Source organism: Paenibacillus sp. J22R67, from assembly GCF_059692175.1.
Genome location: NZ_JCAUAX010000004.1, coordinates 367,127 through 392,518 on the forward strand (window position 1 = coordinate 367,127; position 25,392 = coordinate 392,518).

At 45.9% G+C, this 25,392-nt stretch carries 22 protein-coding genes; 19 read left to right on the plus strand and 3 right to left on the minus strand.

What is annotated here, in order from left to right:
• The first annotated feature begins 21 nt into the window (after positions 1–21).
• The 4 genes from AC58VC_RS17945 (at position 22) to AC58VC_RS17960 (ending at position 4,456) form a co-directional block, all read left to right on the plus strand.
• A complete protein-coding gene (locus AC58VC_RS17945) occupies positions 22–975 on the plus strand; it encodes an aldo/keto reductase (RefSeq protein WP_497370155.1) in 954 nt (317 codons plus the stop codon).
• Between the two features lie 42 nt (positions 976–1,017).
• Entirely contained in the window at positions 1,018–1,335 is a 318-nt protein-coding gene (locus AC58VC_RS17950; RefSeq protein ID WP_497370157.1) for an NIPSNAP family protein, read from the plus strand.
• Between the two features lie 737 nt (positions 1,336–2,072).
• Positions 2,073–3,437, plus strand: a complete 1,365-nt coding sequence (gene pbfA / locus AC58VC_RS17955; protein WP_497370158.1) for a (R)-1-hydroxy-2-aminoethylphosphonate ammonia-lyase — start codon at positions 2,073–2,075, stop codon at positions 3,435–3,437.
• Positions 3,438–3,547: 110 nt separating this feature from the next.
• Positions 3,548–4,456 (plus strand): SDR family oxidoreductase, encoded by a 909-nt coding sequence (locus tag AC58VC_RS17960; RefSeq protein ID WP_497370160.1) that lies wholly within the window; start codon positions 3,548–3,550, stop codon positions 4,454–4,456.
• A gap of 281 nt (positions 4,457–4,737) precedes the next feature.
• On the opposite strand, the gene AC58VC_RS17965 is transcribed toward AC58VC_RS17960, so the two are convergent.
• Positions 4,738–5,889 carry an MFS transporter gene (locus AC58VC_RS17965; RefSeq protein ID WP_497370161.1) on the minus strand — a complete coding sequence of 384 codons (1,152 nt, stop codon included), beginning with the start codon at positions 5,887–5,889 and terminating at the stop codon, positions 4,738–4,740.
• A gap of 795 nt (positions 5,890–6,684) precedes the next feature.
• Here AC58VC_RS17965 and AC58VC_RS17970 point away from each other — a divergent pair.
• Both AC58VC_RS17970 and AC58VC_RS17975 read left to right on the plus strand, forming a co-directional pair.
• Positions 6,685–7,278: a CBO0543 family protein gene (locus tag AC58VC_RS17970; protein WP_497370162.1), complete on the plus strand. Its 594-nt coding sequence runs from the start codon at positions 6,685–6,687 to the stop codon at positions 7,276–7,278.
• 257 nt (positions 7,279–7,535) lie between these two features.
• Positions 7,536–8,159, plus strand: coding sequence for a hypothetical protein (locus tag AC58VC_RS17975; protein WP_497370163.1), 624 nt, complete (start codon positions 7,536–7,538; stop codon positions 8,157–8,159).
• 65 nt (positions 8,160–8,224) lie between these two features.
• Here AC58VC_RS17975 and AC58VC_RS17980 read toward each other — a convergent pair whose 3' ends face one another.
• The gene (locus AC58VC_RS17980) at positions 8,225–10,039 is read right to left on the minus strand and encodes a PAS domain S-box protein (RefSeq protein ID WP_497370165.1); all 1,815 of its coding nucleotides are present in this window, start codon (positions 10,037–10,039) and stop codon (positions 8,225–8,227) included.
• A 168-nt stretch (positions 10,040–10,207) separates the two neighbouring features.
• Positions 10,208–10,786, minus strand: a complete 579-nt coding sequence (locus tag AC58VC_RS17985) for a TetR/AcrR family transcriptional regulator (RefSeq protein ID WP_497370166.1) — start codon at positions 10,784–10,786, stop codon at positions 10,208–10,210.
• Positions 10,787–11,059: 273 nt separating this feature from the next.
• On the opposite strand from AC58VC_RS17985, the gene AC58VC_RS17990 reads away from it, so the two are divergent.
• The 13 genes from AC58VC_RS17990 to AC58VC_RS18050 all read left to right on the plus strand — a co-directional run bounded on the left by AC58VC_RS17990 (position 11,060) and on the right by AC58VC_RS18050 (position 25,352).
• Positions 11,060–11,719, plus strand: coding sequence for an HlyD family secretion protein (locus tag AC58VC_RS17990; RefSeq protein ID WP_497370167.1), 660 nt, complete (start codon positions 11,060–11,062; stop codon positions 11,717–11,719).
• A gap of 20 nt (positions 11,720–11,739) precedes the next feature.
• On the plus strand, positions 11,740–13,056 hold the full coding sequence (locus AC58VC_RS17995) for an efflux RND transporter periplasmic adaptor subunit (protein WP_497370169.1): 1,317 nt from the start codon (positions 11,740–11,742) through the stop codon (positions 13,054–13,056).
• 11 nt (positions 13,057–13,067) lie between these two features.
• A complete protein-coding gene (locus tag AC58VC_RS18000; RefSeq protein WP_497370170.1) occupies positions 13,068–14,633 on the plus strand; it encodes a DHA2 family efflux MFS transporter permease subunit in 1,566 nt (521 codons plus the stop codon).
• Between the two features lie 48 nt (positions 14,634–14,681).
• Positions 14,682–16,985, plus strand: coding sequence for an S-layer homology domain-containing protein (locus AC58VC_RS18005; protein WP_497370172.1), 2,304 nt, complete (start codon positions 14,682–14,684; stop codon positions 16,983–16,985).
• Positions 16,986–17,467: 482 nt separating this feature from the next.
• Positions 17,468–17,992 (plus strand): hypothetical protein, encoded by a 525-nt coding sequence (locus AC58VC_RS18010; RefSeq protein WP_497370173.1) that lies wholly within the window; start codon positions 17,468–17,470, stop codon positions 17,990–17,992.
• A complete protein-coding gene (locus AC58VC_RS18015) occupies positions 17,989–18,636 on the plus strand; it encodes a phosphate starvation-inducible protein PhoH (RefSeq protein ID WP_497370174.1) in 648 nt (215 codons plus the stop codon). The genes AC58VC_RS18010 and AC58VC_RS18015 overlap by 4 nt, the downstream gene beginning before the upstream one ends.
• Entirely contained in the window at positions 18,633–19,238 is a 606-nt protein-coding gene (locus AC58VC_RS18020; protein WP_497370175.1) for a hypothetical protein, read from the plus strand. Before AC58VC_RS18015 ends, AC58VC_RS18020 begins: the two co-directional genes overlap by 4 nt.
• 29 nt (positions 19,239–19,267) lie before the next feature.
• Entirely contained in the window at positions 19,268–20,908 is a 1,641-nt protein-coding gene (locus tag AC58VC_RS18025; protein WP_497370177.1) for an ABC transporter substrate-binding protein, read from the plus strand.
• Entirely contained in the window at positions 20,895–21,887 is a 993-nt protein-coding gene (locus AC58VC_RS18030; protein ID WP_497370178.1) for an ABC transporter permease, read from the plus strand. The genes AC58VC_RS18025 and AC58VC_RS18030 overlap by 14 nt, the downstream gene beginning before the upstream one ends.
• Entirely contained in the window at positions 21,884–23,512 is a 1,629-nt protein-coding gene (locus tag AC58VC_RS18035; RefSeq protein ID WP_497370179.1) for an ATP-binding cassette domain-containing protein, read from the plus strand. Before AC58VC_RS18030 ends, AC58VC_RS18035 begins: the two co-directional genes overlap by 4 nt.
• A 23-nt stretch (positions 23,513–23,535) precedes the next feature.
• Entirely contained in the window at positions 23,536–24,270 is a 735-nt protein-coding gene (locus AC58VC_RS18040; protein ID WP_497370180.1) for an ABC transporter ATP-binding protein, read from the plus strand.
• A 196-nt stretch (positions 24,271–24,466) separates the two neighbouring features.
• On the plus strand, positions 24,467–24,817 hold the full coding sequence (locus AC58VC_RS18045; protein ID WP_497370182.1) for a PadR family transcriptional regulator: 351 nt from the start codon (positions 24,467–24,469) through the stop codon (positions 24,815–24,817).
• Positions 24,810–25,352, plus strand: coding sequence for a DUF2812 domain-containing protein (locus AC58VC_RS18050; RefSeq protein ID WP_497370183.1), 543 nt, complete (start codon positions 24,810–24,812; stop codon positions 25,350–25,352). Before AC58VC_RS18045 ends, AC58VC_RS18050 begins: the two co-directional genes overlap by 8 nt.
• Positions 25,353–25,392: the final 40 nt, after the last annotated feature.

Here is a 25,392-nt window from a genome sequence, read left to right on the forward strand (position 1 = left end):
GATTACCTGGAGGGATTTGTTATGCGATATCGGAATTTAGGGACAAGCGGATTGGAAGTTTCGGTGCTAGGTTTGGGTACAAATGCATTCGGTGGACGTGCAGATAAAAACACATCGATTCGAGTCCTGCATCACGCTGTTGACAATGGGATCACGTTCATTGACACTGCCAATGTGTATACAGGCACGAAATCGGAAGAGATCATTGGAGAAGCGTTTGAAGGACGACGGCATGAAGTGCTCTTTGCGACAAAAGTGGGTATTAAGCTAGGAGAAGGTCCTAACACTAGAGGTTCCTCGCGTCAGCACATTCTGAAGGAACTGGAAAGTAGTTTGCGCCGCTTGCGAACGGACTACATTGACCTGTACCAGATTCATGTTTTTGATCCGATGACATCGCTTGACGAGACTCTCCGTACATTGGATGATCTGGTGACATCCGGAAAAGTGAGGTACGTGGGGGCCTCGAATTATGCAGCGTGGCAAATGATGAAATCCTTAGCCATAAGCGAAAGTCAGCATCTGATCAAGTATGTTTCGGTTCAACCCGGATATTCACTGGCTGATCGTGGTGTGGAAAGGGAGCTGATTCCATTCTGTGTGGATCAGGGGATCGGAATCATTCCATATTTTCCACTGGCAGGAGGGATTCTAACAGGGAAATATTCTGGAGGTTCTGTACCAAGCGGATCCCAATTGGACATGAACCCTAATTTTGTGCGGCGTGTGAACTCCGCCCGAGTGGAGCTAGGTGAACAGGTGGCCAAAATTGCTGCGGAGATCGGTACATCAGCCACGGCCCTCTCGCTGGCTTGGTTGTTGCACCAACCTGCGGTAAGCACCGTTATCGCCGGAGCGACCCGCGAATACCAAATTGATGAGAATGTGAAGGCGGTTAACCTTGAACTTACGGAGGACGTTCTGAAATCGCTTGATGCTATAAGTAAAGATTTTATCTATTCACCTCCGTTTTAAAATAGAGTAAAAAAATGTTAGGCGATCGGAGGTGAATGACGAATGATTTACGAATTAAGAATCTATACCATTCATCCAGGAAGAATCGATGCGATTCGTAAGCGCTTTTCTGAACATACGCTTGGTATTTTTGCCAGACTTGGCATGCAGGTGTGTGATTTCTGGGAGGATTTAGAGGAGCAGCCTAAGCTATATTACACGATGAAATACGAAAGCATGGAAGAACGGACAAGACAATGGGAAGCTTTCTCGCAGGACAAGGAGTGGAACGAAGTGAAACGAATATCCGAGCTGGACGGAAAAATTGTTGAATCCGTCGAACAGATTTTTATGAAAAGAGCGGATTATTTTAAAGGATAGATGAATGCCGCCCGGCTTCCGCGAGGAGAACTGGGCGGTTTTTTTTTACATATATGAATTTATATGGTTTGGGACAAGCGAAGCTTACCCTTTATTTAATGCAGGTTGGTGGGGGGAATAACGGGAAATTCTCCAGTTAAATATGGCTACCAGGGTGCGGGTAGATTTACTGGAGTTTCTCCAGTTAATTCAGCCGATGCTGCCGATTTTATGCGAAACGTGAGGAATTAGGCAAAGGGACGGCAGATCAGCAAAGTCGAAGGCTTGCGTTGTATTTTATACAACATAATGGTGTGGTCTGACCGCGAATGCAGTCTTTCATTGCACAAAATACAACCATTTATTGCGAAAAGGTGAGATGTAAGCGGTTTAGTGCCTAAATGGCTGCACAATGTACAATATAGAGGCTTGCTGAGGCCCAATTACAGCTAAATGGTTGCACAAAGTACAACATAGAACGATGTAGGAGTAGCGACTTATTCTCTTCCTCTCACAGCCGCGGAAGCCCAGTACTGATGTAACTAGAGAGGCGGTGACGGCAACGCCACAACAGCCTGTAACAAAAAAAAGCTTTGCTGCCAAGCGGCGATTACCTCATTTTTTATTTCTCAACTTCGCAATTAAAACAAAATAAAACAAATGTAAAACACGTATTATTACTTGTATTTAATATTGAGATAACAAACGCAGTGTAAGATATATGGATAGAAACAACCAAATCCAACTTGAGGTGACATATGCCAACCAAACAACAGCATCTCGCATTCATGAAAACGGAAGGCGATATTAATTTAACGGAAGCAAGGAGCGAATGGTGGACAGCTCATATTGATGAAGCAGCACGAGCTAGCTTGCAAGAGGACGAGGATGTCTTTTTGCACCAAACGTTGTCTACACCTTGTCTGAATGTGCTCACTTCGTGTGAAGGGATTTATGTAGAAGATAGTCAAGGACGCAGAATAATGGATTTCCATGGAAATAACGTGCATCAGCTTGGTTTTGGCCATCCGGCTGTTATTGAAGCTGTTAAACAGCAGTTGGACCAGCTATCTTTTTGCACGAGAAGATATACGAATTTGCCTGCTATTGAGCTTGCTAATAAATTAGTTGCTTTAACAGACGGAGCCTTGCAAAGAGTTCTCTTCGCGCCAGGAGCAACATCCGCCATCGGCATGGCGCTTAAGCTTGCACGCGCAGTAACAGGTAAATACAAAACATTATCGATGTGGGGGGCCTTTCACGGAGCATCGCTAGATGCGATATCAGTAGGCGGAGAGGGAACTTTCCGCCGCGGCTTAGGACCATTACTTCCTGGCGCTGAGCATGTGATCCCTTTTAACTCATATCGCTGTGTGTTTGGCTGTCAAGATGAAGCGCACTCCTTATGTTTGAAGCCTATTGAGTATGTGCTTGAACAGGATGGAGAGATCGGTGCCGTAGTCATTGAAACCATTCGAAACACGGATGTGCAAATTCCACCTGTCGCTTATTATAAGAAGCTTCGAGAACTCTGCGATCGTTATGGCGCTTTGTTGATCGTCGATGAGACGGCAACGGCGTTTGGTCGAACAGGGAGAATGTTCGCCTACCAGCATTACGGGATTGAACCGGACATGATGGTGCTGGGTAAAGGCTTGGGCGGCGGCGTATTCCCTATGGCGGCTTTGCTCATGAAGGAAGAATTGAACAAAGCGCAGCAAATGTCGATCGGGCATTACACGCATGAGAAATCGCCGGTAGGAGCAGCTGCAGGGCTTGCGACCATCCGAGTCATCGAGGAAGAGAATCTTCTGGAGCATGCCAACCATCTCGCAGAGCTCATGGCGAAACGTTTGGAAGGCATGATGGAGATGTATCCCATTATCGGAGATATTCGTCAAATCGGTTTACTTGTTGCTGTTGAACTCGTAACCGATCGTGTGAGTAAGGAACCTGCCGTGCAAGAGGCAGAGCGCGTTATGTATAACTGCTTGGCAAGAGGGCTTAATTTCAAAGTTTCCAAGGGAAATGTCCTTACGCTTTCACCTCCTTTGATTATTACGGAAAATCAACTAAAGGAAGCTCTGGATATTCTGGAAATGAGCATTGCCGAGCTGGCATAACTCCCGAATGGTAACTATAATTTGTGACTATTAATCACATATCTCTTAACCCTCATGAATAGATTTAGATGTGGCTCAGCTCGCATACAATTATTCGGAGGTGGTTAACCATGCAATTCTCCTATCCTGTGTACCCCTTCCTTGGTTATCAAACGAAGGTCATACAGGAGCCAATAGCCTTTCCACCACAGCATCAGGATCAGGTGCCTGGTCTCGAATATCTCATGGTGCCGCGTCCTATATTTGATTACCCTGGGTATGTGGGAAGCTGCAAACTGAAAGGGAAGGTAGCCATCATTACTGGAGGCGACAGCGGATTTGGACGTGCGGTTGCAACCGCATATGCGAAAGAAGGAGCCGACCTAGTTATCGTCTATTTGAATGAACATATAGATGCGGAAGAGACCAAAAATTATGTGGAGCAATTTGGTGTTCGCTGTCTGCTTTTGGCACGAGATCTTCGTGCTCCAGCCAGTTCACCAGATATAATAGCTCAAACGCTGAGTCATTATAATAAACTGGATATCTTGATCAATAATGCCGCGGTTCATCCTTTTACAGGCAGTATAATGGACATTTCCGACGAACAACTTGAAAATACATTTCGGACTAATATATTCCCCTTATTTTATTTGACTAAAGCGGCTTTACCCTATTTGACAAGAGGCAGTTCCATCATCAATACAACTTCAAGAGTCGCCTACGAAGGAAACAAGGATGTCATTGATTACTCTGCAACGAAAGGCGCAATAGTAAGTTTTACTCGCAGCATGTCACTGTCTTTGGCTGAGAAAGGGATTCGGGTCAATGCAGTCGCTCCTGGTCCGTCATGGACGCCACTGAGTGTTAGCACCTACTCAAAAGAACGTGTAGCCACTTTAGGTACTGATAGCCCGCTCGGCCGTGCAGGACAACCTTTCGAAATAGCACCAGCCTACGTATACCTTGCAGCTAATGAATCTATGTATGTCACAGGGCAAGTCGTTCATGTGAATGGAGGTTTGATCCGATATTCGTGACCCCAACTAAGTGATAACGGGTACGGCGGCTAAGTGGATAAGGACCGGGACCCTTGTGGGCCCGGTTTTACATGTTTACTCTTAAGGCATAGATTCTGAGTGCAATCGATGCCTGTCCCAGAAGCTCGATGTTCATAGGTGTCTTCCATGCATTAGAGAGATTCGATAGTTGGATGATAGGAGCCGGTAATCCCGTGGCACTTGGCCATGATCAGGTGGAGGGATAGCTATATGTCTTTCGCGGTTCGAAAGTGGATTGTTTTTATGCGGAAAATGTTTGGTTAAGGGCGACGAGTCAATGCCCAGAATAGAAGAGCCAAGGCACTAACAATTGCACCTAACAAGCACACTCCATTCCAGCCTGAGTAAGCATAGATTGTGGTAGATGCGATTGAACCGGCAGCGCTGCCAATGGAATAGAAAATCATGTAAGCGGCAGTAAGCCTACTGCGTGCCTCGGGGCGCAAAGTTAGGATCATGCTCTGGTTGGTGACATGTACGGCTTGTACGGCCAGGTCAAGAAGGACAATACCAACGATTAATGCGAGAAGCGAATGTTGCGTATAACTTATTGGCAACCACGAGATAAGTAACAGCGTAAGTGCCATGCCGGTGGTCCTCTGCCCTAACCCTCGATCGGCAAGATGACCTGCTCGCGCTGCTGCTAACGCCCCAGCAACTCCAGCGAGACCAAATGCTCCAATCGCTGTATGTGAAAGAGAAAACGGCGGAGCGCTGAGAGGCAATACCAGAGAAGTCCACAATATACTGAAAGCGGTAAAAATCAGTAGGGCTAGTGCAGCACGGATTCGTAGGACTCGTTCTTGTGCGAACAACATGAGCATAGAACGAAGCAACTGCAGGTAGGAAATTGATTCTATCTTCTGCACATAATGCGGCAATATCCGGAACAATACACATGCCATGATGAACGTTAATATCGCGGAAACAAGGTAGACAGAACGCCAACCGGCTAAATCCGTTAATACGCCAGCGAAAGTTCGCGCCAGTAGAATGCCAATTACGATTCCACTTGTCACAACACCGACGACACGCCCACGTTCGGAAGGTGCAGCCAAAGTAGCCGCAAACGCAACGAGTGTCTGTGTTAGTACGGCAAGCAATCCAACAGCAGCAATGCCTATGAATAATAATAGGCTGGTAGGGGCGGTACCAACCGCTATCAACGCCAGAACGGATACTAGCATCTGTCCAGTGATCAGCCAACGTCGATTTAAGAGATCGCCGAGAGGCACAAGCAATAGCAGTCCAAGTGCGTAACAAACTTGGGTGATTGTAATAACAAGGCCGACGGTTGAATGAGTAATACCGAACTCGTTCGAAATATCGTCTAGCAAGGGTTGTGCGTAGTAGATGTTGGCGACTGCCAGTCCGCAGGCGATTGCAAATAAAAGGGTAACATTGCGAGACATTAAAGATGCAGGTGCTGATGCTATAAGCGCTTTTTGTGCTGTTTCAATCTTTTTTCCTGTAGAATCCAGTGTAATAACGCCTCCTTGGTCCACGGTAGCAAATTAGGTGTATAACATACCGATGAGTATGAAATGATACCCACTTAATATAACTTTCAAAAAAGAGGACTGTCAAGGATTTTCTTGATAAGGTAGGCTGAATGGATTAAGAACGTTGACAAAACAGTCCTAGCAAAATAATATTATAAAATACCTATCGGTACGTAATGGAGGTATGGGGCCCGCGGCTGTCAGTACAAATTGGCTGTCATAGATAAGTATGGAAAGTGTATACGTAAAAATGGGTTGGGGAACCCTAACAGAAAAAACTAAAAGATTTCAAAGTTATGAGGTAATCCAATGCTATTCATTACTTTGGCTATCGTATTTATTGTTGCGGCATGGCGTTTGGGAGATTGGAGAAACTGGCAAAAATATCACTCAACAATGTTGTATTTCTCTACTATGTTGATATACCTCGGTTTATTGGATTATGGGTGGTCATTTATTCCTTAATTGAGATGATATATTTGTTTACAGAGTCGATAAAACATTTCAACGGTTGGACCATGCTCTATTCCGTAAGTTCCGATTAAATGAATATAAACCTGAGATCCCCAGCCTGCTGCTGCGGGACTCTTTTTTTGTTCTGGGTAGCACAAATGAAAATAATATTTCCCAACTATACATATTTTTGTCTTCCTGTTTAATAATAAGGAACATGGATTTAAGTTTGAAATGTATAGGGAGAAAGATATGCCAAATGAAATAGATGAATTAAACATTAAAGAGAGCCGAATGGAGTTCGATTGGTGGCAGCAGCATGATGTATTTTCATTTCAGTGGTGGATCATCGTCATTGTGAATGTGCTTTTTGTTGCGTTGCTACTCGTCTTTATGGATCGAAAAAGGACACTCAGCACCGTACTGGCCTTCATGACCGGATTATTCATCGTTGGGGCGGTGGACCAAGTCGGCAAGTTTTTCGACTTGTGGCGATACCCGCATCAGCTGATACCATTTACTGAGAACTTAAATGCCGTCGACTTTTTTGTTGTTCCTTCTATTGTTGCGTATATGTATCAGAAGTTTGCTACCTGGAAATCTTTCCTGATTGCTGATGTAGTGGTTTCGCTAGTTATTGCGTATGTCGGTGAGCCCATCTTTGTGTCACTTGACATGTATGATTTGGTGAGATGGTCTTATTGGAAGTCGTTAATCGTATTAGTTGCCATTGCAATTCTTGTGAAAGGGTTCGTTGACCTAACGCAGAGCAACGTGCTCCACTTTGATGTCGATCGGGAATTGGTCATAAATTTTAATCACAGAAACAAGAAGAAAATAAGATGATGGAGAGCTCCGGAGGGCTGCACTGGAAATGGAGATGAATGTATGATCAAGAAAGCAGACTTAATAAGCTCATCAGAGCTAGGGACGCTGTGGCTTACTTATCAGCAAAAACGCTTATTCTTCGGGTGTTGGATTACTTCATAGCGAAAACGGAAGATCATGAAGCAAGAAATATTAGGGGGGGGCTTATGGCAGGATCTTGATCATTATGTGAGTAAAATTATTGATTTGTTTGAAAAACAAGGGATTGTTACCTGTTGGTTTTAACAAAGCAAGGCGAAGTGATGGATATTTATGAGGGATTAACCGTCGTTACTCAAAACATCTATAAAAGATCAACTGAATATGCAAATGGAGGACCGCAAACAACTAATAAAGCAGTAAAATCAAATAAAGAAGAGACCCCTATGACAAAAGATGAACTTGAGAAAATTTTATGGAGCATCGCACTGCCAGGATTCCCTCAACTTTTGGATGGGAAGATTGCAAAAGGTGTTCTTTTCATTGGATTAGAAATATTAATCAATGTCCAATCTAACTTTAATACAGCTATTATGTTAAGTTTTCAAGGGAATACGGAGAAAGCAACGCAACTAACCAATTATCAGTGGTTAATGTTTTATCCTTGTCTCTACTTTTTTGCTATGTGGGATGCTTACCGAGAGGCGATGGGTGAAAAAAGGCCATTAATGTGTATGCCATTCGCTTTCTCAGCCTACTTGGTTACGGTCGGTGTGATGTATTCCTCAACGTTTCGTATAAAAAATGTGCTGCTTGGTCCGATATGGCTTCCTATGATTTGTGCTCCAATAGGGTTATGGGTCGGGCTAATTTTGATGAAGGTTACGCAGCGATTCTTACGATCAGAAGATCAGAAATAAGGTTGTGAAAAGACCGGCTCAAGTGGTTGAGTCGGTCTTCGGATTGCTACGAGCTGGCATGGTAGTTAACAGGAAAAAGGTAGTGTTATTTCAATGATTGTGCCTACATTTACTTCACTTTCAACATTGATTGTGCCGGAGTGATTCTCAATGATTTTTTTGCTCACCATAAAACCTAGCCCTGTTCCATTTTCTTTGGTTGTATAAAAAGGTTGCCCTAATTTGGAGAGAACTTCTTTGGGAATCCCGCAGCCTTGGTCAGCCAGACGAATGATCATCTCTTGCTCATTATCGCTATTGACTTCAATCGTTATTTTACCGCCACTCGGCATGGATTCAATGGCGTTTTTGATGAAATTGATAAAAACTTGCTTCAATTGATTTTCATCGCCGTAAAGATGGGTAACTCCCGGCTTGAACTCAGCCAAAAATTCAACATTGTTTAGGATCGCTTGTGAGTCCAAAAGCGTCATAACTTGTCTTAACAACACGCGTATATCTGTTCTCTCAAATTTAATGGATTGCGGCTTCGCCAGTATTAATAGTTCGCTAAGAATCAATTCAATCCGTTCGATTTCGGAGGTTATAATATCGAAATAGATGGGCTTATCTCCAAATCCTGATTTCATTAATTGAATGAATCCTTTGATAGAGGTAATAGGATTCCTGATCTCATGAGCGATTCCAGCGGCTAATTGCCCAGCTACCGATAGTTTCTCTGAATTCTGAAGGTGTTCTTGCGCAATTTTCCACTTCGTAATATCCCTAAAGATAACGGACCAACCAATCTGATTTCCTTTACCATCAAAAATAGGTGAAGCGGTTAAGACCACGTTCAACAAATCCCCATTTTTATGTAATCGCTTCGTTTCGATGCCATTTACAGACTGTCCAGTTAGCACTTGTTCACGACTATGCTTGAACTCCTCTAAGCATTCAGCAGGAATGAAAGGAAGGAGATGTAATTGAACGCCAGTAACTTCTTCCTTAGACCATCCGAAAATATGTTCAAAAGCTTCATTTACTCTTTGAACAAAACCTTCGTTATTGAAAATTAAAATGGAATCCGCGTTATTTTCGATGAACGACTCCAACTGCTCTGTTTTAGCTTTAAGTTCCTCTTCGGCAAGCTTTTTAGCTGTAACGTCTCGACAAATCCCTGTGATTCCTATGATCATTCCACCACGATCCCGAAGGGGGGATAGTGTTGCCTCCACATGGATTAATATGCCGTCTTTGCGTTGGCGGGTTGTCTCCAAACCCACAACAGTTTCTCCCGCTTTAATTCCTTGGTGAATTCTGTCTATGGAATCCTTGAGAAAGTCAGGAATGATAGGCAGCTTGTTGCCTTTAACTTCTTCAGCGGACCAACCAAATAGCGTTTCAAAGGCAGGGTTCACTTCTAAAAGTGTATCCTCTCCATCGATCATCCAAATGGCATCTGCATTATTTTCAATAAAGGATTCCAATTGTTCTGTTTTCGCTTTAAGATCTTCTTCAGCTAGCTTTCTTTCCGTAATGTCCTTTATTTGAGTAATAAAAAGTAAGGGCAGTCTATTATTGTCTCTCATGCAATTGATGGCCAGTAATACCCATACGGTGGAACCATTTTTGTGGATAAAACGTTTCTCCATCTGGAAGCTATCGATCTTGCCATCTAGAAATTGATTACTTACCTGCCGTGTTGTCTCTAAATCCTCTGGATGAGTGATGTCTTGAATGGTCATGCCAAGGAAGTCTGATTCCAAATAACCAGTAATTCGGCATAAGGATGAATTCACTTGCAGCCAATTTCCTTGAGCTGAGAGTAATGCCATACCAATTGGAGAATATTCAAATACTTGAGAGAACAGTTCGGGCTGTGAAATATTTAGTTTCATTGCCATAAATCCTCCTAATCCACGTAAGATTCATATTAAAATAATTGGACAAAGAGAGGTGTTTTTCCTTTTGAGAAATAGATTCTATTCATCATGGAGAAAAGTTTAATCGTGCTCAAAGAACCCCTTACCCAAGTGGTAGAGGCTCTTTGTATAAGGGGGCAGCTGCTAACTCCTAATTCCCTTGTAGATAAATGCAACAACTTCTTTCTCAATCGGATAGTCGCCGACGTCTTTTTCTCCAATGATCACTTCGAGCATCCCTGTATTGGAGACTGAGATCATGCTCATGCATCCAAGGATGAAACGCAAAGCATTGGAGATGGATTCATATTGAAAAATGCCTTGATCCCGTCCGTTCTCCAGAATACTCTTTAATTTATTTGTAGAGTTTTGAATAAACGTAATGATTTTGTCCGCTCTTGTACTATTCATGGCTAGTTCTTGTCTAATGATCTGTGAAATTTCCCGTTCTTGCCGATAAAAAGCAATCATAACCTCGATATAATTCTGCAAATCTTGCTTGGGATCTCCGGTCTCGGCAGAAAAGGGCAGTTTCTCAAGCGGTTCAAGAATGGCGAGAAATACGTTTTCCTTACCTCCGAAATGATACGAAATCAGCGGCAATGAAACACCGGCCTCGTCACAAATCTTTCTGACGCTCGTCCCTTCGTAGCCTTGTTCGGAGAACAGCTTTTTAGCAGATATGATAATTTTGTGTTTAACATCGATTTCTTGTTTGTTCATATAGGAATCAACTGCACCTCCGTTTAACAGTTGTTAGCAACACCTGTTCTAACGAATTTTAAAGGAGAATATCACTTTAGTCAAACGCCTGCGATTCCTCAAAAAGGATCGCGGGCCATTTCATTTTTGTGGAATCGGTTGTCGGAAAAATTTTCATTGACGGCTCTAATAATGAGGTCATATAATAACCTCCATAGAGTTTAACGATCGTTAAAAACGATTGTTAAGAACAAATGTTAAAAGACATATGGAAAAGAAGAAAGAGGAGAAAACATGAAACGAAAACTTATGTTGTATGTGATTTTAACCGTTATCGTTCTTGGTGGAGGCAGTATTGCCGGATATTTCTGGTATGAAGGTCAGAACTTCATCTCTACCGAGGATTCCCGACTGGCTGGCGATATCTACAAAGTGATGCCACGTATTACCGGCAAGGTGACCTCCCTGCAGGTCGACGAAGGTGCGCATGTTCTTGCCGATCAGATTGTCGGGCAACAGGATAGTAACAATTTGGCCACAAGCAGCATGGACCAAGCGGCATTAAGATCTCCTATAGAAGGCACGGTTATCAAGACTTTGGTCAAGACTGGCGAAGTGGCGTCGGTTGGCCAAGCAGTAGCGATGATTGTAGATCCCAATAAGCTGTTTGTGTCAGCCAATATAGAGGAAACCGCCATCAACAAGATTCATGAAGGGCAAAAAGTTGATATTAAATTGGATAATTTTCCAGGCAAGATGTTGACGGGGAAGGTAAAAGAAATAAGCAGGGCTACAGCGTCCACCTTCTCGTTGCTCCCTTCAACGAACACAAGCGGTAATTTCACCAAGGTAACCCAGCGTGTTCCTATCAAAATATCGATTGAAGACCATCAAGGCCTTGAACTATTGCCGGGAATCAGCACAAATATCAAAATTCACTTGAAGAGCAATTAAATAAAGAGGAGCCAGTTCAAATGAATCGATTAAACCAATTAATAGTTCCCGCTGTGTTTATGCTTGCTACCCTTGCAATTCTACCCGCATGCGGGGCTATAGAAGCAGAAGAATCAGCAGCGTCGGTCGTTCCTGTTCAAGTAATCACGTTGGGGCAAAGCGCAGCAGCGGGCCTGAATGGCAAAATAATTCCTGATCAGAGCATTAATATCGTTTCGAAGGCATCCGGTAAAGTGGCTGAAGTTCGTGTGCAAGAGGGCAGCAAGGTGAAAAAAGGGGATGTGCTTGTACAGTTAGAGACCAGCGAATTAACTCAACAGGTCAAACAAGCCGAATTCTCAACCAGCGCAGCTCAGGCGAAATTGGCCGATACGCAAGCGGGTGCCCGTCAGCAAGAGATTACAGGACTTCAGAGTTCAATTCATGCAGCAGGTGGTGCCTACCAGCAGACGACAGCGGCCGTAGAGCAGGCTAAAGCAGGTTTGGAGCTTGCTACTAGCGCCTACAATCGTCTTCGCAATTCATTCGAGAGCAGCTCTAGTGTATCTCAAGATGACTTGGATAAAGGAACGCTCGAATATGAAAAGGCCAAAGCAGGTTACGAGCAGGCTTTAGGCGCGCAGAAAGCTGCCGAAGCACAATTGAGAGGAGCCGAAGCCAAGCTGGAGCTTGCCAAAGTCGGCCCGACAGAAAACACGATTAAAGCGCTCCAAGCGGATGTTGAGCGACTGAATGCGACTCTTGAGCTTGCGAACAGTGGGCTGAGCAATGCTACAATTACGGCTCCTATCGACGGCGTTATTGTAAAGAAAGGCATTTCGCCAGGTGAGTTGGCACAAGCCGGGGTGCAGATCCTCTCGCTTGTTAATATGGATCAAGTCCAAGTAGAGCTTAGTGTGGTGGATAGCCAAATTACACAAGTAAAAGAAGGCATGACCGTAGACGTTAGCGTACAAAACGTGCCGGATAAGAGTTTTCAGGGCGTAATCTCATTCGTCAGTCCGGTAGCGAACACAAACAGCAACTCATTTCCTGTTAAGGTCAAAGTCGATAACAAAGATGGCTTGTTGTTTGCCGGGATGGTGGCGGAGGTCAAACTGAATGCTTCACAGCAAAGTCGTCTTGAAGTGCCGAAAAGTGCAGTGATCAAAAAGGATCAAAAAGAGTATCTGTTCACCGCAGACAATAGCACAGCGCATCTCGTTGAAGTGAAAACAGAAGAGAAAAACCAGGATTGGCTCTATGTAATGCCTAACGGCAACATCAAAGCAAGTCAACAAATCATCGTGAAGCCTGCAGATAACTTGGCTGAGGGCACGAAGGTAAAAGCCGAATAGGAGGCGCTCCGATGGCCGATGAATCGGTGGTTACAAAGCAGAAATCAGAAGGCAATGGCCAGATGTGGTTGTCGCTTATTGCTATCGTTACAGGTACCTTTGTTGCTGTATTGAATAGCAGCTTAATGAACGTGGCGATGAATAAGTTCGTTGCCGTATTCGGCTCGGATCTCACAACCATGCAGTGGATTATTACGGGGTATACGCTGGCTTCCGCAATGGTTATTCCTATGAGCGGATATCTAGGTGCTAGATTCGGGAATAAGAATTTATTTATCTACTCAGTAGCCGGGTTTACTATATTCTCTGTGCTATGTGGCTTGGCGTGGAGCGCCAATACCATGATTATATTTCGGATCATTCAAGGGTTCGCCGGCGGGTTCATCATGCCCGTCGGAATGTCCATTATTTTCACAACCTTTCCGAAGGAAAAAACAGGCACGGCCATGGGGTTATGGGGGATTGCAGCCATGGTGGCCCCCGCGCTAGGACCGACATTCGGAGGTTATTTGATTCAGAATTTCAGCTGGCGGCTCCTATTCTTCATTAATGTGCCGATTGGAATACTGGCTGTCGTGCTAGGCAAGATTCTTATGAAAGAGTCACCTCGCACAACAGGATTGAAATTTGATACGCCCGGGGCCATCTTGTCCATGACTTTCTTCGGCAGTCTGCTGCTGGCTTTAAGCAAAGGGCAGTCCCAAGGCTGGACTTCGTTGTTCATTGTCAGCCTGTTATTTATTGCTCTCTGCAGTTTATTGCTCTTGATCTGGGTGGAGCTTGGAGCCAAACAGCCTGTTCTGGACTTGAACTTATTCAAAAATGTTAAATTTACGATTAGTGTCATTTCGGGCAGTCTGGTTATGATGGCAATGATGGGCGGAACTTTCTTAGCCCCTGTGTATTTGCAGAGCATTCAAGGGCTTAATGCGATGCAGACGGGAATTCTCTTGATGCCACAATCGATTGCAATGGCGGTGATGATGGCGATCAGCGGAAAGCTGGTAGAGAAATTCGGGGTTGTCTCAATTTGTATTGCAGGCCTTGCTATTCTAGGTATAACTACCGCGGAGTTGCATCTTTTGACGACGGATACGCCGAATCATTGGCTGAATGCCTTATTAACCATTCGGGGAATTGGCATTGGCGTTTGCCTGATGCCGTTAACCTCGGCGGGAATGAACGCGGTGGCTCCGGAACAAATCAGTAACGCCTCGCCGCTTTCCAATGTTCTTCGTCAGGTGGCGGGATCGCTTGGAATTGCGATATTTACTGCTATTATGAGCAATCGACAGATCGTACATTACCAGCACATTTCCGAAAGCGTACCTGTGGATTCCGTTATGGCAAACAACACCGTATCCGCAATCACGGGGGAGATTTATGCTTGGGCGGTAGATAGGGCCACGGCCACAGGCGCAGCGACTTCCTACCTGGCCGGTTTCATGCAGAAGGAAGCCTTCGTTAGGTCTATCGCAGATACTTTTTATATCTCAGCCCTACCGGCTTTCCTATGTATTCCTTTTGTTCTCTTTTTTATAAAGCGAAAACAAAGGCCAGTTGAAGTAAAAGAGTAGCAGCCACGCATGAGGTGGAAGATCGAATTTTTGGGGAGGCACTAGACAATGAAGAAGTATTTATCTGTTATTATCAGCACGTGTATGGCCTCTACCCTGTTATCTGCGGTAGCACAAGGCGCCGTTTCTCCTAAATCCTCAGTAGACTTCAACGATTTGAGTCAATTGGATGCTGGAACGAGAGCCAAATTTGATGCAATGATTGCCGCTGGGATTTTTGATGGGGTGGGCGAGGGTGTGTTTGGTCTTCATGATAAAATGAACCGCGCCCAGTTCGCGAAGGCCGCTGCTTTGATTTTCAATTTGAAGGTGGACACTTCACGTAGCGTCTCCAGCTTCAGCGATGTGAGCGCTGCTGATCCTGCCAATGGCTATGCACTTCCATATATTGAAGCATTGAAAACAGCTAATCTGACAGATGGTTTTGGCGCTGGCACCTTTAATCCTGCAGGTGAGGTAACCAAAGAACAATTAGCCGCATTCTTGATCCGAGGTTTGAATAAAGAGGCTGAAGTGAAGTCGAATGCAGGGATGAATGACAGCACGATATCCAGCTGGGCCAAGGGGTATGCCGACCTGGCTCTACAAATGAATTTGCTGGGGAACCAAATTGATGGTACATTCGGTGGCAGTTCTCCAGCAACCCGAGAGCTGCTGGTTACTTCTTCTTATGAAGCGAAACGTCAGTATGTACCTGTGACACCGGCTCCGGCTATAAAAGACCTCCCGGTAGAAGCACTAACAGCTTACGATCTGACAGAAAATACGCAGGCTCAAATCAAAAGTGTTACCCAAGAAAAATCGTCAGACGGTTGGAGAGTAGGAGTTGTTATTACATTAAATAACACATCAGGATCTACAACTCGAATGCCAGATTATGATCTGCGCATCCAAACTACGGAAGGCACAGTTTATACCCTCCAAGCGAGCGCAAGCAATTCTCCCTCCATACTTCCTCAGGGTAGTGTGACTTTAAGTTATATGACAGATATTGGAGTGAATAAGGATGTGCAGCTGACGAATCTTCTTTGGGTAAAAGTTGATCAAAAAGTATATCCTAAGCTAGAAACGCCATTAGCAGACGCTAATATCAGCTCCATCGTATGGCGTGGTAAAGACGCCAAAATAGAAGATCCAACCCGATTAGGTGATTGGGGAACCCGTTTCGCTCTTCCTGGCATCAATTCCAGCTTGAAATATTCAGCGGTAAAGGTATCTAAGCAGTTTACAGGTCAAACACCTAGCTATATCATTGAAATTCAAGCGGAAAACCAAGGAAGCTATGCAGAAACAATACCGGACTTTACCTTGAGCGGGAAATCGGAGGGGCAATCCTTTATCGGCAAGCGAGTGGAGGAGGCTCCAATTAGCCTTGATGCAGGAGGCAAGAAGTCCATTCATTTTGCGATTACAACGGATACGAATACGATACTAGAAGCTCTCTATATTCTTTCACCGGAGAACTTCTTGAAACAAGGGCAGACGGCACCGATTCAATATTTCACAGGTCGCATAGGATTCCGACTCCCTGAGAACGAAGGTACTGTTACAGGATCTGGCGTAAGCCGTTATGATTTTGGTACACCGATGGCATTTACGCCAAGGAATGATTTTATTAGTCCGAATCTGACTATTTCGCTGGAAGAACTGCACGTAACAGATAATCAAGAAACAGGAAATAGAACGGGAGTAGCTAAATTTAAACTCTTTAATAAAAGTGATAAGCCAATTCCGGTTCCGGCTTTTGGAGCGGAAATAGCGGGTAAAGAGGGCAATGCCTACGCAGGAAATCGTCAGACTGTAAGCGCAGCAGATATAGCTCCAGGAACAGGGATCGTCGTCAGCTACGGGTTCACACTTCCAGCCACGGACCAGAGTGAGCTATTCCAATTGCATGTGCAAGAAGTGTTATCCAATTCAGCTTTCAAATCTACGATTGCCAGTTATCCTGTAAGTGTTCAGACGGATAACGATCATAACAACATTTCATTGTATCCATTCAAACTCAATCTGAAAAACTGGACTTTATCGCAGCTGACTGCGATGGGGACGACTGGCTTCTCATACACGTATAAATTAAGTTTGGATATGGACATGCAGCGGGAATCTGAAGTGGTTCTCGACAATGCTTTTTCCAAGTTGAAGTTTGAGTTAGTTGATTCTTTAGGACGAACTTTGGGCTCGAGTTCTTTTCCTTTTACCGGGTCAAACCGTTTGGTAAGTGGTAACCAAATGCTGACCTTCAGCAATCTCACTCAAGATCAGATTCAGTCCCATATATCCATTAAAGTGTATGAAACCATCACTACACCAACTGGTGAAGTGGATAGGCTCATAGCAGAATTGAAATAAGCTTACAGAAGAGGCAGTCTCCTAAGTCATGGAAATGACGAATGGATTGCCTCTTTTTGTGTTTAGCTGGACGAACTCATTGATGCTGCGCTCTAAATTTAGGGAAACTCTATTCCCTTATTTAGGAAAAAGTCGACTATTCTGCGGCCGTGGGGAACTACAGGGTCTTATTCCTCCCGGATTCCCACAATTTCCACTCATGCTGGCGAAATAGAGGATCATAGTTCCCCTTTTTCCACTCAAATGGTTGTTTTCGGCAAAATAGCGCCCCGTAGTTCCCCTCCCCAATCATCCTTCACGCAAAAGAGGTTGTCCACAAGGTTGACAATTGCATATAACCCAATTTATGTCTTCATAGAAACGACATATAAATCAAAAGAATTGCCTTTAAATGACGTTGATAATCATTTTCACTGTAGTATAATAAAGACATTGTAATAATGATAATCATTATCAATATAAAGAAAAGGGTGGATGAGAGCATGTCATCGTTAGTAATTAAAGATCGTGGGGAAGCTTTAACCCTGAAATTTGTTGAGCTTCGCAATTATCACGGGAATTTGGCTTTGATGGCTATTGGGGTAGGTTTCCGTGTTGTACAAGCAGCATTGCAAGAATTATACGGGGAAGAGTCTCCGGAGCGGAGCTCGCTCACCGTACGCTCCGGTCATGCTGGACCGGGCTTTCGAGATGCCTTCGAATATACGACACGTGCTGCAACACGAGGCGCATACCTCGTCGATGTCGATTATCCAGTAGCCCAATATGATCCGCATCGGGCACAGTCGTATGCATTTGTCATTTCCGATACGCATGGGTCTTCCGTAGAAGTGGCATTGAAAGAGAACTTCCTGCCGGGGGTCTTCTATGATTATTTGAAAAAGGGAAGAGAAGGCACGATGACTCCGGAGGACAAAGCAGCCAATGAAAAACTAAAGGCTGACTTGTGTGAGAAGGCCCTTGCACTGCCGCAAGATGAGCTGTTAGAGGTTAAACGCCTGTCATGACCAAGCTTGCAGCAATTGACTTCTTATTACTAGATTCGGGTGCCATCTTCAGTGAGACGACGGTTCGCGTAGGAGAAAGTAATCCTGGGGCCAAGGTGCTGGACCAATATGACCTGCCTTCGTACGACTTGCTTGGAGCGGGGCACAAGTTCCTCATCATCGACGAGTTTATCGATCAAGAGCTCATGGTTGAGCAACAAGCTCGGATTCGCGCTTTTTTAGACCATGGGAATATTTTGTTCTTCGGCGGGCACTTGTTCCGCTCCTGGATTCCGGGGGCATCGTCTTTTGTCCCGAAAACCATACATAGCCACCATGACTATCAGATTACAGTGGGGGATCATCCGATTTTTGAAGGCGTGCTTTCCGAAGACATTACGTATAACAAAGGGGTTGCGGGTTTTTTCAGCCGTGGTCACCATCCGGTGCCGGAAGGGGCAGAAATCCTGCTAAGGCTCGCCGGAGAAGAGCCGATTACGTATATCGACCGCCAAAGTAGTAAAGGTACCATCATCGTCCATGCCGGCCGCAATCTTCTCAATTATCGCCAGTCGCATACAAGTGCCAGCCGAATCGGGGAGCAGTTCCATCGCTTCCTGTATGAAGAGCATGAGAGGCTGCAGCTAAGGAGGGCCTACCTATGAGAAAAATCGCGGTACTTTATACAGGCAGCTCGCATCAGCATCGTTCTTTTACAGAACCGAAATATCGCCAGTACATTACGGAGTTGTTGTATTTGCCAAAGCTGACTGAGATCAACCTTCATGATTTCGACGTGCTCATCATTCCTTCGCAGATTCATCAAGGATTGGTGGCGCATCATATGCCGCAAATTCATGAATTTCTGAATAGTGGTAAGGTTGTGGTGGCCTTGGGCGCACAGCCTCACGATTGGTTCAGTGGTCACCGCTGGGAGCATCGACCTACCAATTTCTGGTGGTGGCTGGAACCCGAAGCCAAAAGCGGGCTGGTTGTGAGCAGTCCGGGTCATGATCTGTTCAGCCATATTGAGCTGGAGGATGCAACCTGGCATTATCACGGCGCTTTCTTTCCCGAGCATACGGTCGAGTCGCTGATTGATATCGATCATGACGGTTCCATCCTTTACGTGGACAAGCAAAGCACACCGGGAACCCTCGTGATGACGACGCTAGATCCGGAGTATCATTACGGTTCATATTTTATGCCGGCTACGGAACGATTTTTAGATGGCTTTTTGCCATGGCTAGCAAACGGCCGCATTTAACAAGAACTTAAGATGAGGAGAATAGAAGCATGTTGCATACAAAAATTAAACTTACAGCGTTAACGATGGCAAGTTTACTTGCATTCCTGACTGGATGTACGTCAGGCAAACAGGAGGGTGCTGCAGCGAGCAGTTCCCCGGCCCAAGCAACTCCGGCAGCTAGCGCTGCGGCTCCAGCGGCAAAGACGGTGGATCTGCTCAAAATCTCAGGCGGCAATAGCGGCTATCCGTCTCCGTTTGCTTTTAGCTCGTCAGGTCCTTTCGGGTACCTGCGCAACTCGTTTATTTTCGATACGTTAACCTGGAAAGATGACAAAGGCGTCATCCCTTGGCTGGGCAAATCGTGGGAAGTATCCAGCGATGGCCTAACGTACACGTTTAAATTGGAGGAGAATGTGAAGTGGCATGACGATCAGCCGTTCACTGCGGACGATGTCGTGTTCAGCTTCAGCTACTACCGAACGTATCCGTTTAATTGGAACGGCGACATTGGACAAATTAAAAGCGTTGAAAAAGTAAACGATTTGACTGTGAAATTTACACTCAATAATAAATACGCCCCATTCCTTAGCGACTTAGTCGGTATTGTGCCAATCATACCGAAACATGTCTGGGAAAAGGTTACGAAGCCAGCAGAATACCGCGATCCCGCCGCATTGATTGGAACAGGTCCGTACAAATTGACCAAGTATGACTCTGCTTCCGGTCAGTATTTGTACACGGCCAACGATACCTTTTTCAAAGGTCAGGTGTTGGTGAAGGAAATCGCTTATGTCACTGTATCGAATAAATTGTTGGCGCTTCAAAACGGTGAAATTGATGAGACCTATAGTGCTAGCTATGCCGACGTTCAAACCGCTGAGAAAGCGGGACTCAAGACGATTAAGAGTGAACCGACTGGCAGCGTAGTGCGTATTTCATTCAATTTAGAGCATCCTCAGCTGGGTGACAAACGCTTGCGTCAAGCACTGGCGTATGCGCTTAACCGTGAAGAAATTTCCGCCAAAGTTACAGGTGGGAAGCCGATGGTAGGCAGCGCTGGTGTGGTGCCGACCGATTCTCCTTGGTATAACGCCAAAGTGAAGCAGTACGGCTATGACACGGCCCAAGCAGAGAAAATACTGGATGAGCTTGGCTACAAGAAAAATGCGAGCGGGGTTCGTGAGGATCTGAAGCTGAAATTGATGACTTCCTCGGCGATGCCGGATGCGACGATGATGAAGGAGATGCTGAAGAAAGTAGGTATCGAATTAACTCTGGTGCAGCTGGATACGGCCGCATTCACTACGGCGCTGGGTGAGAATAAGTATGATATTGCGATAACAGGTCATGTCGGCGCGAGCGGAGACCCCGATTATCTGCGCTTGTGGTTCTCCGGTAAAGCAGCTAATGCCTATTCATCGCGCGGGAAAAGCTTGAAGCTGGATGAGTTCCACAAGCTTGCGGATCAACAAATGCAAGAAATGAATGAAACCAAACGTCATGAGATCGTGAATCAAATGCAGGATATTTTAGCGGAAGAGCTGCCTACGCTTGTCCTGTATCACCGCCCGTTCTATGAGATTCATAAAGCAGATAAGTTCGACGGTTGGAAAAATACGTACGGCGGAATCGCGGACGGCATGCCGCTGTGGGAAAATAAGGCGTTCTTAATCCATGCCAAAAAATAACAAATCCGGTTCGTACCTTTTGGTTCTGGTATTTGTGATCGTACTCAATTTCTGGCTTCCTCGGCTCCTGCCGGGGGGGCCCATTGAGTCTATTACGGGCGGCGGCGAAGAAGGCGCTGTATTTTTGACGGAAGCGCAAAAGGCAGCGATGCAGCAGTATTATCATTTGGACGCTTCACTAGGCTCTCAGTTTCTAGCCTATTTGAAAGGCCTTTTTACGTTTGATTTCGGTTCCTCGATTCTATATAAGGCGCCTGTGTATGACATTATTCTGGAACGTTTGCCGTGGACGTTGTTTATTCTAGGGATCGCCAGCTTATGTTCAATCGTCATCGGGCTGCTGGCAGGGCTGTATTCGGCTTGGCGTTATCCCGGAAAGGCTGACCGCAGTTTGTTCTTGTCGATGCTGGGCCTAAGCACGATTCCCGAGTTTCTCATCGGAATGGTGCTGCTTATCGCGATGGCCGTCAAAGTAAAATGGTTCCCGCTGAGCGGTGCCAAAACCGCCTTTATGCGGTCTGATCTATGGCTCGATCATGCGCTGGACATCGCTCGGCATGCCGTGCTGCCAGCTTTTACCCTGACACTTGGCAGTGTAGCGAGCATTTATTTGCTTATGCGCAATGAGGCGGTGCGTGTCCGCCATGAACCTTATATTGAATTTGCCTCGGCAAAAGGTATAGGAACCACTGGCATCCTATTCCGGCATATCGCCCGCAATGCCGCTTTGCCGCTTGTCACCCTGATTATCATTCGGATGGGTGCGCTGATGGCCGGGTCCATTCTGGTGGAAACGGTGTTTGCTTACCCAGGTGTTGGTAAGCTGCTGCAGGAAGCCATTCTAGGGCGTGACTATCCACTGCTGCATGGCTTATTTTTGATGATGACGCTAATTGTACTTTTACTTAATTGGATCGCTGATCTGATATACCCTTATCTGGATCCGCGAATTGCTGGGAATAGAGGTGTGCAGAGATGAAGTCATGGCTGACCAAACTTACGGCGTCACAGCGCGTGGGCATGCTGTTGTTCGGTTTGTTTGTCGTGTTTGCCCTTGCTGGGCCTCTGATCCACACAGTTTCACCTTTTGCCATTGATGCAGAGCGGCTGCTGCCGCCGTCCAAATCGTACTGGCTGGGAACGAATGCCATCGGTCAGGATATTTTTAGCCAGCTTCTGCATGGGACAAGAACTACGCTCTATATAGGCCTCATGGTCGCCATCATCAGCACCTTCTTGAGTGCCAGTCTGGGGTTGCTAGCTGGTTATTCCAACAAACTGGGGCTGGCGATCAACGGTTTGGCGAATATGATGCTAGTGCTGCCATCGCTGCTTCTTATTCTCATTGTCGCTTCTTTTACTGGAGGGGGGACATGGCAGCTCATTTTAACCCTAAGTTTGCTTACTTGGCCGGGATATATGAAGCTGATTCGAGCTTCGGTGCTTTCGTTAAAAGAGCGAGAATTTGTCAAAGCCGCCCAGCTCTATCAGGGAAAGACTTGGTATGTGCTTTACAATCATCTGCTGCCTTTCATTTGGCCGTTGGTACGTACGAAGTTTATTATCGCTTTCCAATCGGCGGTGGCGATGGAAGCCAGCTTGTCATTTCTGGGTGTTGGGAATCCGAGCACGGTCTCTCTAGGTAAAATGCTTCAGGACGCTTTCTCGCGTACGCAAACCTTTTTGAACGATGCGTGGCAGTGGATGATTGTGCCTCCTGCTTTGGTTATTCTATTTGTGACCATTGCGCTTGCGCTGATTGGGGAAAAAGCAGTGACGGTGAATCTCAGCGGAGTTGAGCTTCCTGGCAAAGAACGCCGGGTTAAGCGAAGGACGTCATTGCCGCAGCGGCCCGAGGAAGATCAACCACACGCTGTAGTCGTTCGTGATTTGAAAGTAGCTTATGGCGCGAAAACGATCATTTATCCAATCTCCTTTGAGGTGAAAAAGGGTCAAATCACTTCCTTGGTGGGGGAGTCTGGCTCCGGTAAAACAACGATGGCGCGCACCCTTTATGGCTTAACGCCTACCGAATCGGTGAGCGGAAGTATCGTGGTGAATGGGCATGCCATTTATCAGTCTGATGGTGAGCCAAGTACCCTGCAGCGATGGGGAGATGCTGCTTATATTTTCCAGGATCCGAGAAGCAGCTTTAATCCGATTATGACGCTCGGCTCGCAGTTCTATGAAACGATGCGGCTGCAGATGAGCTTAGGAGAGAAGCGTGCGGCTGCTGTTGCAGCTTTGGCTGAAGTGCAGCTCGGTGAGCATGTCTTAGCTTTATATCCGCATCAATTAAGCGGCGGTATGCTAAGCAGAGCCCTGATTGCGCTGGCGCTTGTAAATAAACCGAAGGTGCTCATTGCCGATGAGCCGACGGGCGCTTTGGACCCGATTGTGAAGCGGGAAGTGTTCGATTTGCTTGTGAGCAAGGTGAAAGAGCATCAGCTAACGCTGCTGCTCATCACGCATGATTTGCCTGCGGCGCTGCATATTTCGGATCAAATCATCGTGCTGCAAGACGGTGTTCAGCTTCAGGGCGAGCAGAAGCAGCGCTATTTACATAACGGGAAGCCGTTATTTCAGCAAGCTGTTTCGGTTTAATCAACTGGCGGGAGGGGAGCACAATGTTACACTTAGAGAGGGTGTCCAAACATTATGGAGGTAGCCGAAAGGATCAGATTGTCAAGGCGGTAGATGACGTAACATGCACCATACAGGAGAACGAAATTTTCGCCTTGATCGGAGAAAGCGGCTCGGGCAAGTCGACTTTGGCCGAGTTGATCGTGGGTCTGCAGCAGCCGACTACCGGTTCGATCAAGTGGGAGAATGACCAGAAGAACGTGCCAAGCTCACGCATGCAGATCGTCTTTCAGAATCCGGACCGCTCCATGAATCCTTACTGGCGTAACAAAGACATTATCGCCGAACCGCTGCGCTTGAGCGGATTACCGCGTAAGCAAGCCTACAGTCGAGCCGAGGCGCTGCTCGACAAGGTGAAGCTCTCCGCTAATTTTCTCGAGCGGTACCCGTTCGAATGCTCCGGCGGGCAAAAGCAGCGAATCGCTGTGGCGAGAGCGCTCTCCATGTCGCCGCAGCTGCTTGTGGCCGATGAAATCACATCGGCGCTTGATCCTTCTACGGAGCATGAGCTGCAGCAGCTTTTGCTGTTGTTAAAGCAATCGGAAGGGATGACGATCCTGTATATTACGCATCGGCTGGAGACGATTGCTGGCTTCGCCGACCGGGTCGCCGTCATGAAAGACGGCGTCATTCAGGAGATGGGGGAGACACGGCTGCTACTCGATGAGCCGAAGACGGCGTATACACGAGCGCTGCTTAGAGCTGGGATTTACGGATAGTATAATACGAATAAATAAAGTTGAATTAGACGGCCTTAGCCCTGGATTTCACGGGACTGAGGCCGTTTCATTTTGCCTGCTATCGCTTACTGGGAAACGCCCATTGACAATAGAAAATAAAATGAGTACTATATCATTAATGGATATATCTATAATGGATATATTAGTAATGGACATAAAGAACGGATGTGATGCTTTGTCTAGAAACAATTCACTAACAGCTGAGCAGTTGACCGACTCTGCGTACTACATCATGCTTTCCTTGTTAACGCCCAGGCATGGTTACGGGATTATGAAGTACATTGAAGAAGAACTTACGAATGGGGAAGTGACGATCGGCTCTGCAACCATGTATACGTTAATCAAGAAATTGCAGGAAGCCGACTATATTTTGCTCGATGAGAGCGACACGGAACGTAGAAAGACGTATACCGCAACAGAGAAAGGAAAAGCGATCACGCTTAACGAGATAGAGCGAAGGGCACGAATGGCGCACCATGGCAAGATCGCACTAGAATCTGTATGGGAGGCGAAGACGAATGAGTAAAACGCGATATGTCCTGTCAGGCGGTTTGGCATTTACGGAGGAGAAGGATATGAGGAAATTAAGCCAATGGGCTGAGAAAGGTTGGCTGCTCGAATCATTTGCATTCCTCGGGTACACGCTGCGTAAAGGGGAACCGCAGTCTCTTCAATATTCCATGGATATTCAGGATTTGAATAAAGCCGATCAAGAGGATTATTATGACATGTTCCGAGCCGGGGGCTGGGAGCCGGTTTGCTCATCTGGCAATACCATTCATATATTTAAAGCCAAGTTAGGTACAAAACCGATCCATTCGGATAACGAGACATTATACGAGAAATATCGCGGTGGAGCAAAGCCTCTGAAGTCTATGTTCATCGTACTGGCAATAGTTGCCGTAGCTTCGTGGATCATTCAATATACGTCCAAAATGCTCGCCTGGAGTGGTGTGATCTCCAATATTTTCATGGCAATTTGTGCCATGAGTGTCGTCTTACTTGTCCCGGTCCTTATGACTTATGGCGCTTTTCTTTGGAGGTCCAGGCGGATCCGGTAAAATTCGATGACAGCAAAAAAGGGAGCTGCCGAGCGATCGG